We start from the raw sequence: 12,713 nt of genomic DNA, 5'->3' as shown, positions 1-12,713 counted from the left end.
TCCCCAGGTTGGCGTTGTCTGCCGCCGGGTGGTTATCAGGGAAAGGCGCGCAGGGAATGGAGTTGTTGCAGAGCGACCTCAAGCTCCGTCAACTGAAGGTCTTCCGGGAAGTGTTGCGGGCCGGTTCGACAAGGCGGGCGGCGGCAGCGCTCGGGATAAGCCAGCCGGCCGTCAGTCAACATGTGAAGCAACTCGAGACCACGCTCGGCATCACACTGTTCAAGCGATCAGCCAACCGCATCGTCCCCTTGCAGGAAGCTTGGGAGCTTCTGCGAAACGTAGAACTTGCCCTGACGTCCCTGGATCGGCTGGAAGCGTCGATCTTCGCGATGAAGAACGAGGAAAAGCAGCGGATCGCGATTGCCGCGCCTTCTGTTTTCGGTTTCGTGACCTTGCCCAAGGTCGTGGCGATTATCCGCTCACAGACCGCTTCGAATGTCCGGTCGATTTCTGGAAGCTACGAGCAGATCGGCGAACACATCCTGGCCGGCCGCGCCGATCTTGGAATTTCGAGACTGCCTCTGGATCCAGGCTTGTTTGAATGGGCGCCGCTTGGGTCGGCACGAAACGTATGCATTTTTCATCCCGACCACCGCTTTTCAAAACAGACCTGTATCGAGGCGCAAGACCTGGCAGGCGAAACGATCGTCGATATCGATCCCCAGTTTGCCGCCCACCAGATGAACTTCAATGCCTTGCGCTTCGCCGGCGTTGAGCCGGACATACTGGTGGAATTCGATTGCAACGGTCACGAAGCCGGATACGTTTCGGCTGGCCTGGGCATTTCGATCACAAACGAGATCATCGCACGTGAGTACGCGGCGTTTCAGCTGGGAGTAAGGCCAGTGGAACCGTCCGCGCTCTATCACTACGTAGCGATTTGGCAGAGGGGCAGGACCTTTTCCAACGCCTTGAATGTATCGCTCGAGGCGATAATCACAGCGTTTTCGAAGACGCCGACGAGAGAGCAACAGTTTCTCCAGACGTCGTCCTAGCCGGCCATGGTCTATTTCGGTTGGGACGTGCCGCATAAGCCCAACCGGGAGGCTTTCTGCGAAGTGACGCGAATGGCTAGCCTGAACGGCCAAACCGATAGCGAGCGCTCCGCGAACGGCTGGATCGACGGCCCCTATCCGGCGCAGATGGTGCCGTTGGCCGTTCCCGAAGCGGTGCAGGAATTGGTGGCTTCCAGTCTAGAAGTCCAGTCTCGCCCAATGGGCGGCCCTACGCCGCCTTCAGCGCAGGCAATTGCGGGATTACGCTCACCAGGCAGGGTGCTGGTCTGGACTGGCACTGGCAATCCGAAAAGCGGACAGACCTCCCAGAGCGCCGGCAGCTTGTTGCAGAGCTTGCGCGCTCCACGCCGTCCTTTCATGGCGCGGCGAAGTTTCTGTGTCGCGCTCGCAGGGCAACAACTCGCCGCTCCCTGGATCCTTGGGGAGCGACGAGCGCGGGTTGCTACCGAACCTTCCGCCGTCGTTGAACTATGCTGGATGAGTCCAGCTACTCCAGATCGATTGCCCGCCGGCTCATGCTGGCGGGCTTTTTGCGTCAGCCGGGAACATTCCCGCTCCAAGGCAGTTCGGTCACACCCGGCTCGTTCTTCAGCGGTCCGGCCGGTGACCAAGATGCGTCCATGGTCGGCCCGCGCAGCCTCGGAAGCAGGCGCGGGCCATCCCCATCACAAAGCCCGCTGATCGGACCGACGGGCTTCTTCAGTTTCACCACGCAAAGAAAGGCCCGGTCGTGAACTGACCCCATAAAGTTGGACGGTTCATTGAGTTGGTAGGATTAATGGCTGGTTCCTGTATTGCACAGGGGCCAGCCCTTTCAAGCCCAGATTCCAATTTCCGGAACCATTCAGCGCCATAGGATACACGCTCTGCGGGGTGGCTGATCAAGAGCCGATCTGCGCTCACATCATACTTGACGCATCCTCCCTGGGGGGATACCGGTGGGCATGTCCGAAGGCATCCATAGTTCTCATCCGGCTATCGTGAAGCGCTTAAAGCGCGCACAGGGGCATCTTGCATCCGTGCTTGGCATGTTCGAGGCGCAGCGATCCTGCCTGGACCTAGCGCAGCAACTCCATGCAGTGGAGAGCGCCATCAGCAGCGCAAAGCGAGAACTGATCCACGATCATATCGAACATTGTCTGATCGACACGGAAGCGGGAGGCAACTCGCTGGCAGAGCTCAAGCAACTGGCGAAATACCTATGACCAGTATCGGCGCACGCGTCTTGGATTGGTTCGGCTTCGGGTCACATGATCATGACGCGCATGCTCATGACGATGGCTCGCACGGCCATACGCACGGGGTCATCGACGCAACGATTGCAACCACTGACCGCGGCATCTGGGCCATCAAATGGTCGTTCGTCATCTTGGCCATGACGGCGGCATTGCAGATGGCCGTGGTGTTGGTGTCACGCAGCGTGGCGCTGTTGGCCGATACGATCCACAACATAGGCGACGCCACAACCGCCATTCCGCTCTGGATCGCATTCATGCTGGCACGACGCAAGCCGTCACGGACCTTCAGCTACGGCCTTGGCAGGGTAGAGGATCTGGCCGGTATCATTATCGTGCTGATCATTCTGTTCAGCGCCATCGTCGCCGGGTACCAGGCTATCGAGCGCCTGGTCAGTCCGCAGGCAGTGACTCATCTCGGTTGGCTGACCGCGGCGGGCATTGTCGGCTTCCTCGGGAATGAGGCCGTCGCGGTGTTTCGCATCCGTATCGGCAGGGAAATCAACAGTGCGGCGCTCGTCGCCGACGGCTACCATGCCCGCACCGACGGGCTTACCAGCCTTGCAGTGGTCATCGGCGCCATGGGCGTCTGGCTCGGATTTCCACTGGCCGACCCGATCATCGGGCTTCTCATCACGGTCGCTATATTCGGTATCGTCTGGCAATCGGCGCGCTCAGTGCTCACCCGCATGCTCGACGGCGTCGAGCCGGGCGTGATGGCCGAAATTCAGCATGCCGCTGCGCATGTGCAGGGTGCTCGCGTTGTCGACGCCAAGGCCCGCTGGATTGGCCACAAGTTGCATGCCGACATCGCTATTGCAGCCGACGGAACCTTGCCTCTCTCAGAGGCAAACAAGATCACGGCGGCGCTGGAGAACGAACTGTTCGAACACATGCCGGCGCTCGCATCTGCCAACATCCGGTTTTTGACCGACCAAGGTGAGCACGAGCATCCGCACTCTCATGATCAGGGCGAACATCACGGCCACCAGCACTGACAACTGCCGGAAACCACTCGCTTTTGCCGGTCTCGGCTGATGTTCCAGGCGCTTGTCGAATTTCAGCGCTCCATATACCTGGCGCTCGCAGATCAGATAAAGCTGCTGTCAGTTGGCGGTGATTGGCTTGCGTTCCTTGCCTTTCTGCCGATGGGCCTCCTGTTCGGTGCGGCACATGCTCTGACGCCCGGCCACAGTAAGGCTGTCTTGGCGACTTACCTTGCAGGTTCGGATGCGAAGGTTTCGCGCGGCCTCCTGGTGTCGATTACGCTGTCCTTCACTCACGTGGCGACAGCGGTGCTGATCGCCGTATTCTCCCTGCCGCTCGTCTCGATTGCATTGGGCAGCGTTGGACGCGCACCACTGCTTGAGGGTGTGAGTCGCGGTCTGCTCGGGCTGATCGGCGTCTGGATGCTTTGGCGTTCGGTGAGCCACGGCCACCATCACAAGCATGAGGGCGAGGCCGTTGGAGTCATGGCCGGTTTGATTCCGTGCCCGCTGACCCTTTTTGTCATGACCTTCGCGATTTCCAGAGGGGTGCCGGGAGCTGGAATTCTGTTCGCAATCACCATGATGGTGGGCGTGGCCCTAACGCTGTCCAGCGTGGCGGTACTGTCGATCTTGTTTCGGGAGCGCCTGGTGCATTTTTTCGACAGCAGGCCACGGCTGTTCGATACCATATCGCGAGCAATCGAAGGCGCAGCGGGCCTTGCCCTCGCCAGCGTAGCGGTCTGGCAACTTACAGCCGGATAGAGCCACAGCTGTCCACAGACCCTCTCCTTTCTTAGGAAAAGGCGATGAGAAGCTGCGGCACGCAAGGCTGCTGGATTTCTGGGAGGATGATGGAAATGGCCGTGCCTAAGAAATAGCGCGCCACCTACGCCTGGATGTACGGCGCCCAAGCGCGCAAGGATGGCAAGGAGCGCGATCGGGCGTCACGCGGCCGCGCACAATCGCCGTGACTGCGACCTCGTCGCCAACTTTGATACTTCCCCGAGCCATGCCCAAGACTTTGGAGCAGCCGGCGCCAGCGTCAAGATGAGGGGGAGCTAACAAAACCCCTCCGCGCCGCGATGCAACATCCAGCGCTAATGCGGATTCCACCTGAAAGATCGATTCCCCAGGTCTTATAATCCGTAATTAGCCTGTTGGAGGTGGAGGGAACTGCGATGGGCGGCACAGTTCAGAACACAAACTCAGACAGTGTGGAGTGGCCGAAGCCTGCTGAGAACGGCTGGTCCGCGTTATAGAGAAGGGCAAGGAAGACAGCCGATCGAGCTCGAATCTTATGCCATGGCCTCTGAGGAAGGCCAACGGATCCGTCTAATCTCGAGAAGTTCGGTCGCGAGGCTTTGCCGGTCCTGTCCCATTCCACTGGATGAACTGCGCGTTCTGGCCGGTGATACGAGCCTTTGAGCTACGGCCGAGTATGGTGAGGCCACGGAGACGATCCGGATCGAAGGGCAAGGAACAGCTTGCCTGCCCCCTTCAGCATTTGGACTTAGGTCTGATTGCTCCGCGTAAATGGCCGAAGCGGAAACATTTCTCCTTCTACTTTGTTGCAGTGGCCGTGCCGCTGAGGAGAACATGCACAGCGCCTCTATCAAATGAACTGCGCGACGTACCTTTAGAATTCCAATGCCCCTCCTGTTCACGCCGTATGGTGAGAAGGGGATCCTGGCTGAAAACGATTGCCGGTTTCAAATGCGATAGTTGCAGGTCCAGAGTGCGGATCGGCTACGAAGAGAAGCTGGCCATATTCGAGCGGCACCTTAGAAAGGTGAGCGCCAGCACAAAGTCAGTGAACAACCGCCCTTGTTAGCGGCCGCTTTAGAGATCGGGTGCAGTGGGTACACGGGCTTTTCCCCGCTATCCTTTTTTCTCCCGGCCCCGCCACCGTCTATTATCGGCGGCTAGGCCGCTATCACCTTCTGAGCGGGCTAGCGATGGAGTGCCTTGGACGGTGAAAACGATTCCGGCATCCTCAAACGCTTTGCGGATGGCGGCGATGTTGTGGGGCCGCGGTTTCCTGTATCCGTTCTCAAGATCGCTGATCACCATCTCGCTAAGATTGGCCTTGGCGGCAAGTCGCACACGCGGCCAGTTCAGTAGGGCTCGTGCTGCTCTGACTTGATCTGCTGAGAGTACGGTTCGGCTGTCCATAGCCAGTCGAACATTTAGTATCGCTAAACTGTTCCCCTTGACCTTCTGCGATTTCTAACGGTGTGAGGCCGGCCTGTCGCAAGCCGTCATCGATTGTGGCTGCAACCTTTCGGACGGTTGTTACCTCGGCACCAACAAGACGTGCTGCCTGCATTCTTGCTTGGAGATCAGCCAAGCGGGCAACCAGGGCTTGCGTCCTCTCGAGTTCAGGGTTCGTCATGTTCATTGTCCAGCTGAGTGGCAATTTGAATTGTCCGGCTGAGTAGCGTTTGAATGCACACACTCGCCACCCAAGGGTGGCGAGCGTGGGTTCGTTCGAAATCTCAGTCGTAAACTTTCACGATCTTGCGGGTGCCCGGATCTACCAGGACCGTGCGGTTGTCGACCACCACGTAACGGTATTTGACGTTCGGGACCTCGTGGATCTCCACAGTTTCCGGCAGAGCTGTCCCGACGTTCAATTCCGCGCCGGGAAGGTTCACCGAAGCCAAGGGCTGCTTCTTGACATACTCACGGATGACCGTGTCCTGTTCCGGCTGGATGATAATGTCGTCAGCGGCGGCGGAGCCGATCCCCGCCAAGAGCAACATGGCTGCGGCGGTGTTCACAAAGTGCATCTTCATATCTTCTCTCCTGCAAGGACCGGCACACGACGACCATCGTCCCGCACTGCCCGGCAACCAACTTTGAACCGGGGTAAACGTTCCCGCCTACGCACCTTTGTCTAATCCGATTGGTCTAAAGTCCGACCGTACAACGCAATGGTCTTACCTTTGGACTAGGCGGAACGGATTAGGGCTTCAGCCAGTTGGTTCTCCACAACGGGAGAGAACAAATGGATCAAAGTGTTGGCCAGGCGCGATGGTTGCTCGCACCGATTTTTGCAACAGCCGTTACCTTTCTGGTAATGGCGGTCGTCCTTAGCTGACATGTCTTGGATCGGCGCAGCCAGGTCCCTTCCTGCGCTGATAGGATTCGCGAGTTGCTTGAGCGGCTGGCGAATCCTCTATTTTACCGTGCGCTGGGCCTGCTCCTTCAGCAGGCGGGGCGCTTCGTTCAGCTCATGTAACTTGGGAGGTTTACTATGGATCGGCGATCCTTTTTGACAGCGATATTTGGCGTTGCAGGGGCAGCAGCCTTTGCAAGCGCGGTCCGGCCTATCAACGCATTGGCCGGTGTTCCAGCGGCAAAAAGCGGCATTCTCGAAGAACTCGACGCGCCAGACGCCTTCGACAACGAAGGTACTCACGCGGAAGTGGAGCCGGTCAACCATCGGCGCTACTACGACCAAGATTACGACCAAGATTACGACCCGGACTACGACCCAGATTACTACCACCGGCGCCGCCGCCGCCGGCGCGGCTGGAGAAGAGTCTGCCGTAGTTACTGGCGACACGGGCGCCGTCGGGTCCGGTGCTATCGCCGACGTGGTCCTTCGGTCGTCTTGCGATTTTAGCCAGTTGGCTGCTTCTGCCCATGGCCCGTTCCGGCTGATGTGCTGAGAACGGGCCGGTACGATTCCTTTTTCGTGGCAAACGCAATCCATCTGTCCAAGGGCACTCATCAGCAGGGCCGATGGACCTGACTTACAGCTTGGTGGTGTCGCTGTGGTGCGCCAGGAGCGGTCTGACGATCCCTCTTCTGCAGCCCTTCGGCTGCCGCCAGCCTGGGAAAGCTTTTCGGAACGTTTGGTTCTGGCCGTTAGGCCACGGGGCCAAGCTCAGTCATCAGGACACCCCGCAAGCGATGAGCAGCGGGGCCTGGCAAGGCCCGGCGACCTCCTTTTGACATACGGGGAGAAACCAAGAAGGGCGCCGAGCCTAACCGGCGCTGCTTTCAGGGAGACGACGTCGGACGAGATGAGAGTAGGCGATAATGCTAATCTCTGCGAACCATGCGAATGAAGGAAAGCCGTGTGCGATTCTTCGCTATCCAGCCACGAACCTCTGCCTTTCGGACATGGCGGTCCGTCGCTCGATCGAAGATGAAGAACGCCTGATGTAGCTGCTCGACTTCGTAGAGCCCGACCCGGATCTCGAACCCTGTCTGGCCGGTGGCATCGAAGTCAACGGGACCGATGACAGGGAAGGCGACGACGATGGCGAAGCGGACGACGAGCGCGAAGCCATCGATGCCGAGTATGGCTTCATAGAGGGAGGGCAAGGCCTATAATTGTCCGGTCGAGAATGAATAGCCCGCTGCCTCACGGTGGCTGGCTTCAGTTTTTGTGTGGCACGATGTAGCGACTGCTCACCGCACCCGCCCCTGTGCCCCGCGTGACGACAATCGTGCTATACCCGGCTGGAACGGAACCTGTAGCGGAGGGATCAATCGAACTGCATCGCCCCACGATCTCCCCGTTGGGAGCGCCCTCGAGCCTCACGGCTAACGCCAACTCGCATGTCTCAAGGGATCCGAACATGGACGGTGATGTATCGAGTGGCTTGCAGACTCCCTGGGCGGGACTGCAAGAAAGCAAAATCATCACAGCTGCAGTTGCCGGATCCATTCGTGAAGCTCCGTTGTTCGACGAGCCTCAACGCGGAATAGCGAGCTTTGTTTCGCAGGTGCTAAAATATGAGTTTTCTGGTCTGGCTCACGGTGGCGGACTTTTCATTGTCACAGCTTTCGAGTTCAGCAGCGTTGTGGAAGCAGTCCGCTGCGCGCGTCAAAACGCTATTGCTAAGCACAGTGCCGGGGTGCCCGGTATCGTCGCATTGAGTTCCGGATTGGCATTCACCTGGGTGACGTCGTGCAGGAGCACGATGGCGACCTGATGGGTAGTGGCGTCAACATCGCCGAGGGTATCCGGGTTGCCCGGGCGTAGCGGCTTTGAAGCCGCCGATTATAAGTATTCTCGCCCTGTGGCCGCCGATTCTGCGAATTAAGGATTGGACGAATAGGCATGGGGGAAAAAGGTCGTTATTCTAAGTTCTCATTCACCCTCGATGCAGGAATAACGAGATCACGGAGTAGGAAAATCGCATGCTGTGCGGCGGAGGTGCTGACACGGGCGAAATTCACACCCGCTCAACGACAAGCGCCCATCCGCTGTCCCGATGGACGGTGGATAGAGTTTTGGTGCCATGAGCCAAACCCACACATTACAACCGTCATCTATCCGCTTCCCGGTACAGCCGCGGCTCGTGCCGGCGGTCAAGGCGGCGCGTTATCTCCACCTGACGCTGCGGGAATTCATGGAATTGCTGCCCGCGTTGCAGGATCAAGGCTTTCCCAAGGCCTGCCCAATCACCGGCAACTACGACATGGTTGCGATCGACTCCTGGCTCGATCGACGCTCGGGTCTTGCAGGATCGGGATCCGGCGGGCAGTCTAGCATTGACATTGCAAGAGCGAGGCTGGCGACGCTTGGGTAAGATCAAGTTGAAGCACTACGTCATCCGTAAGGGCAGGTACGGCTACTGGCTGCCGACGCCGAAGATGGTCGAAGCTGGCTTCAGATGCATTTCCTGTGGAATCGACGGGCCTGAGGCTTGGACGATAGCCAGGGAGTGGGAAGACCGCTGGCAGGAACTCCGCAAGGGCAAGGAGCCGTCGCGCCTGCATGTATGGCCAAAGGATTCCATCGGAGACGCCTTTGCACGCTATCGCCGCATGGATGCATGGAAGCGCAAGCCACCGCGCACCCGCGAGGATTGGGAACGCGGCTGGACCTTCATCGAGCCGTACTTCGCCGACCTGCCGCCAGCCGACATCACCCTCGAGCTGCTCGACGACTGGTATGGCCGTCTGCTCCGGGTCAAAGGTGTCGACATCGCCTACCGTGCCGTAAAGACGTGGCGTTCGCTCTATAATGTCATGGCCGGCATGAAGCTATGCCCGCCCGGCTCCGACCCATCGCAGGCGATCCGCCGCCAGACGCCACCACCGCGCCACCAGACCTGGACGGCAGGCGAGGCGGTGCGCATGGTCAAGGGCGCCTGGCGCGCCGGCTACCGCGGACTGGCCTGCGTCATCGCCGTTGCGTGGGACACGAGCTTCTCACCCGTCGACGTGCGCACGCTCACACCGGCGCAGGCAATGCAGACAGCACAGGAATGGGGTTTTCTGATTGCACGCAGCAAGAGTGGCGAGGCGGCTTTCGGCACGCTGTCGTCACGCACGCAGCGCCTGGTGCTGGCCTATGTCGAATCACTAGGCGTCACCCTGCTTGACGATGCGCCGATCTTTCGCTCGCGCGGTTTCGCGCCGGGCCCGAAGGGCGGCCGGCCGCGCGCCGGCGTGCCTTACACCAAGGATTCTCTGGTCGACGACTTTGCCGATCTGCGCACGCTGGTGTTCGGGACATCGGAGAAGCGGCGGCTGATGGACATGCGGCGTTCCGGCGCGGTCGAGGCAAATGCCGGAGGCGCGTCGGTCGAGGCAATCTCGGCCAAGATGGGCAATTCGATCGACGGGAACAAGGCGCTGCAGAAGACCTATATGCCGGTCAATCTGGCCGCCGTCCGCTCAGCTGACGCCAGCCGCCGCAAGGGCAGAAAGCTGCTTGGCCTGGAACGGAACGAATACAGAAAGTTGAAACTCTCCGCAGAATGAGAGTTGAAACTTTTCAAGGGGCGGTAGCTAACCCCTTGAAATTAATGGCGCGAGTGACGGGGCTCGAACCCGCGACCTCCGGCGTGACAGGCCGGCACTCTAACCAACTGAGCTACACCCGCGCATTGGACGAGCACGTGTCAGCCGTGTTCGTCGTTGGGGCGGTGGATAAGGGGTTCGCCACCGGGTGTCAAGCGCAGCTGGACAGCATAAACGCAAACAGGAGAAGGTTTTTTGACGGGCGGCACTTTGCCCGCGAAAACCACTGTGCGGCTAAGCTCGCAGCTGTTCATTTGGCCTTGCGAAGCCGGTTGCGACCGCTTAAAGGTCCGGCCGGAGCGGGCGATTAGCTCAGTTGGTAGAGCGCTTCGTTTACACCGAAGATGTCGGCGGTTCGAGCCCGTCATCGCCCACCATATCCGGCCCGCATATCCCGAATGCCGGGCGCGGCCGCAATGAGCCGCACCCGCCGTTCTTTCCTGGCGCGCTAGTCTATCGCTTGACGTAGCAGTTCTTCTTCACGCGGCGGATGGGATCCTCGCCAAAGGCGTCGACGCTGCATGCGACGCCGTTCCTGAATACGCCCTGGACGTACTGGCCACGCGCCCCGTATCTCACCACTTTGCGGCCACGGAACTCGCAGAACCGCCCCTCCGAGGCGCAGGCCACCCATCTGCCGCGGCCCTGGCCGTAATCATTATCGCCGTAATTGTCATCATTGCCGTAATTGTCGTCGTCGTTGTCACCATAATCATTACCGCTATCGCGCCTCGCAATATAGCAGGCCTTGTCGCGGCCGGGCGCCGGGTCGCCGAAGACGCGATTCGAGCAAGGCACGGAACGACGATCGAAGAAGCGGGAGGTGGTCTGGCCGCGCGCGCCGTAGACCACTTCCGAGGGGTAGGGCAGGCGGCACGTGCCGCCTTCATCGGCGCATTTCTGCATGCGCTGGGCCGACGCGGTGGCGGGGAAAAGGATAGAAACTGACGAGGCCAGGCCGACCAGGCAAATGAATGTAAACGTCATCCGGATCAAAGCAGTGAAGGTTTTTGACATGATTTTGTCTCCCGTTCGATTCGACCAGCATGGTACAGCTGCCTTGTTAAATGCACGATGAATGAAAGCCCTCGCGGAGGCAGCACAATGATCGACCATCCACGGCGGCTGATGTTACAGCTGCTATTGGCATTGGCAATCTCTGGTATAGGGCGCTTCGCCTATGCGGGGAATGTGGGCGACGGCGTCGACCAGCCCGCCGCCAAGGCAGCCTTGCTCAAAGCCTATCCCGGCCTTTTCACCATTTCGGGCAATGTCCTGACCTGGACCGACGGCACCACCATGGTGTGGAACGACGGCAAGGCGCGCGACGCCGACGCGCGGCTTGAGAGCCCCGACATCGAAGACATGTTTCGCTACGTCTATCCCGGAGCAGCCGAGGGCGCGCTGGTCCCGGCGGAGGATTTCGATCCCGGCCGTATCCGCAATGAACCTTTCTTCGAGAAGCTCTACGGGGCAAGTGCCGCCGAGGTGGGCAAGCACATCGCCAACGTCAAATGGTTGCCGAAGCTCGGCAAGAAGACCGTGCAGGTCACCAGGATTTTCGGCATCAACGACCGGCTGGGCAAGGTCTCCGCTGCGCTTGAGGCGATGCCCGCGGAGCTGAGCCGTTACGGGCTCAAGCCCGGCGGCGGCTTTGTCTGGCGGCCGATCGCCGGCACCGACCGGTTGAGCGTTCACTCGTTCGGAGCGGCCTTCGATATCAATGTCGGCTTCTCCGACTATTGGTACAACAACAGGAACAAAACCAACCCGAAGGCCCACATTCCCTTCAAGAACCGGATTCCGCTGGAAATCGTGGAATTGTTCGAGAAAAACGGCTTCATCTGGGGCGGGCGCTGGTATCACTACGACACCATGCACTTCGAGTACCGGCCTGAGTTGCTGCTGTACAAGAAATCCGGCTGATCACGGCGGCAGCAGCCGGAAATCCTTGCCTTCGGGCAGCAACTGGCCGCCGTCGACGACGATGGTGGTGCCGGTGATGTAGCTGGCATCGTCGGAGGCGAGGAACAGGAAGGCGTTGGCGACGTCGCGCGGACTGCCGAGGCGTCCGAGCGGGATCGAATCCTCCATGTTCTTGATGTAGGCGGCGCCGCGATGCAGCTCGATCGCTTCGGTCAGGATGTTGCCGGGCTCGACGCCGTTGACGGTGATGCCGTAGCCGGAAAATTCCAGCGCCGCCGATCGGATGAAGCCGTTGATGCCGGCCTTGCTGGCGGCGTAGTGGCCATGGCCGGGGCTGGTGACGTGCGGACCGGTGATCGACGAGGTGTAGAGTATGCGCCCGTAGCCCTGCGCCTTCATCGGCGCCAGCGCTGCCAGCGTGGCGTTGAAGGTGCCGCGCAGATTGACGGCCATCACCCGGTCCCAGTCGTCCGGGCTGGTGTTCTCGATGAGCTGCCAGGGATAGATGCCGGCATTCTGCACGACGATGTCGAGGCGGCCATGGCGGCTCAGCGCCAGCGCCACCGCAGCTTCTGCATCGGCCATTTGCGAGATGTCGGTGCGAATGAAGGCAGCGCCGAGCTCGTCCGCGGTCGCCTGGCCGGCTTCGGCCTCGCTGTCGGCCAGGACCAGCCTTGCGCCTTCCTCGGCAAAGCGCAGCGCAATGCCCTTGCCGATGCCGCGCGCGCTGCCGACGATAAGCGCGACCTTGTCTTGCAGCCGTCCGGTCATGTGAGCTG

General features: G+C 60.0%; 12 protein-coding genes, 2 tRNA genes and 1 pseudogene. 9 read left to right on the top strand and 6 right to left on the bottom strand.

Annotated elements, in window-relative coordinates:
• Window positions 1–56: 56 nt before the first annotated feature.
• The 4 genes from X757_RS144545 to X757_RS144560 all read left to right on the top strand — a co-directional run bounded on the left by X757_RS144545 (window position 57) and on the right by X757_RS144560 (window position 4,002).
• Window positions 57–995, top strand: coding sequence for a LysR family transcriptional regulator (locus X757_RS144545; RefSeq protein ID WP_023694079.1), 939 nt, complete (start codon window positions 57–59; stop codon window positions 993–995).
• A gap of 965 nt (window positions 996–1,960) precedes the next feature.
• Window positions 1,961–2,221 carry a metal-sensing transcriptional repressor gene (locus X757_RS144550; RefSeq protein ID WP_023684828.1) on the top strand — a complete coding sequence of 87 codons (261 nt, stop codon included), beginning with the start codon at window positions 1,961–1,963 and terminating at the stop codon, window positions 2,219–2,221.
• The gene (locus tag X757_RS144555) at window positions 2,218–3,249 is read left to right on the top strand and encodes a cation diffusion facilitator family transporter (protein WP_023726950.1); all 1,032 of its coding nucleotides are present in this window, start codon (window positions 2,218–2,220) and stop codon (window positions 3,247–3,249) included. The genes X757_RS144550 and X757_RS144555 overlap by 4 nt, the downstream gene beginning before the upstream one ends.
• 39 nt (window positions 3,250–3,288) lie before the next feature.
• Window positions 3,289–4,002, top strand: coding sequence for an ABC transporter permease (locus X757_RS144560; RefSeq protein ID WP_023684830.1), 714 nt, complete (start codon window positions 3,289–3,291; stop codon window positions 4,000–4,002).
• A 1,116-nt stretch (window positions 4,003–5,118) separates the two neighbouring features.
• On the opposite strand, the gene X757_RS1000000166820 is transcribed toward X757_RS144560, so the two are convergent.
• The 3 genes from X757_RS1000000166820 to X757_RS144580 all read right to left on the bottom strand — a co-directional run bounded on the left by X757_RS1000000166820 (window position 5,119) and on the right by X757_RS144580 (window position 7,575).
• Window positions 5,119–5,412, bottom strand: coding sequence for a helix-turn-helix transcriptional regulator (locus X757_RS1000000166820; RefSeq protein WP_081725558.1), 294 nt, complete (start codon window positions 5,410–5,412; stop codon window positions 5,119–5,121).
• Window positions 5,413–5,735: 323 nt separating this feature from the next.
• Window positions 5,736–6,035 carry a DUF1236 domain-containing protein gene (locus X757_RS144565; RefSeq protein ID WP_023726949.1) on the bottom strand — a complete coding sequence of 100 codons (300 nt, stop codon included), beginning with the start codon at window positions 6,033–6,035 and terminating at the stop codon, window positions 5,736–5,738.
• A 1,255-nt stretch (window positions 6,036–7,290) separates the two neighbouring features.
• On the bottom strand, window positions 7,291–7,575 hold the full coding sequence (locus X757_RS144580) for a hypothetical protein (RefSeq protein ID WP_023694089.1): 285 nt from the start codon (window positions 7,573–7,575) through the stop codon (window positions 7,291–7,293).
• Between the two features lie 467 nt (window positions 7,576–8,042).
• Between X757_RS144580 and X757_RS1000000168060 the strand changes: the two are divergent.
• The 3 genes and pseudogenes from X757_RS1000000168060 to X757_RS144585 all read left to right on the top strand — a co-directional run.
• A pseudogene (locus X757_RS1000000168060) lies at window positions 8,043–8,236 on the top strand (adenylate/guanylate cyclase domain-containing protein); the annotation flags it as partial.
• Window positions 8,237–8,498: 262 nt separating this feature from the next.
• Window positions 8,499–8,789 carry a hypothetical protein gene (locus tag X757_RS0134440; protein ID WP_023690232.1) on the top strand — a complete coding sequence of 97 codons (291 nt, stop codon included), beginning with the start codon at window positions 8,499–8,501 and terminating at the stop codon, window positions 8,787–8,789.
• A complete protein-coding gene (locus X757_RS144585; protein WP_050587145.1) occupies window positions 8,782–9,969 on the top strand; it encodes a hypothetical protein in 1,188 nt (395 codons plus the stop codon). The genes X757_RS0134440 and X757_RS144585 overlap by 8 nt, the downstream gene beginning before the upstream one ends.
• A gap of 45 nt (window positions 9,970–10,014) precedes the next feature.
• Here the strand turns inward: X757_RS144585 and X757_RS144590 are convergent.
• Window positions 10,015–10,091 (bottom strand) — tRNA-Asp (locus tag X757_RS144590).
• A 218-nt stretch (window positions 10,092–10,309) separates the two neighbouring features.
• On the opposite strand from X757_RS144590, the gene X757_RS144595 reads away from it, so the two are divergent.
• Window positions 10,310–10,385: transfer RNA gene (locus X757_RS144595), tRNA-Val, on the top strand.
• A gap of 76 nt (window positions 10,386–10,461) precedes the next feature.
• On the opposite strand, the gene X757_RS144600 is transcribed toward X757_RS144595, so the two are convergent.
• Window positions 10,462–11,025, bottom strand: a complete 564-nt coding sequence (locus X757_RS144600) for a hypothetical protein (protein WP_031251408.1) — start codon at window positions 11,023–11,025, stop codon at window positions 10,462–10,464.
• 87 nt (window positions 11,026–11,112) lie between these two features.
• On the opposite strand from X757_RS144600, the gene X757_RS144605 reads away from it, so the two are divergent.
• Window positions 11,113–11,934 (top strand): M15 family metallopeptidase, encoded by an 822-nt coding sequence (locus X757_RS144605; protein ID WP_023726945.1) that lies wholly within the window; start codon window positions 11,113–11,115, stop codon window positions 11,932–11,934.
• Here the strand turns inward: X757_RS144605 and X757_RS144610 are convergent, their stop codons facing one another.
• Window positions 11,935–12,705: an SDR family oxidoreductase gene (locus X757_RS144610; RefSeq protein ID WP_023726944.1), complete on the bottom strand. Its 771-nt coding sequence runs from the start codon at window positions 12,703–12,705 to the stop codon at window positions 11,935–11,937.
• Window positions 12,706–12,713 lie beyond the last annotated feature (8 nt).

The organism is Mesorhizobium sp. LSHC412B00, assembly GCF_000503035.1.
In the GTDB taxonomy this organism is placed as follows: domain Bacteria; phylum Pseudomonadota; class Alphaproteobacteria; order Rhizobiales; family Rhizobiaceae; genus Mesorhizobium.
This window is presented reverse-complemented; position numbering and strand designations above follow the sequence as displayed.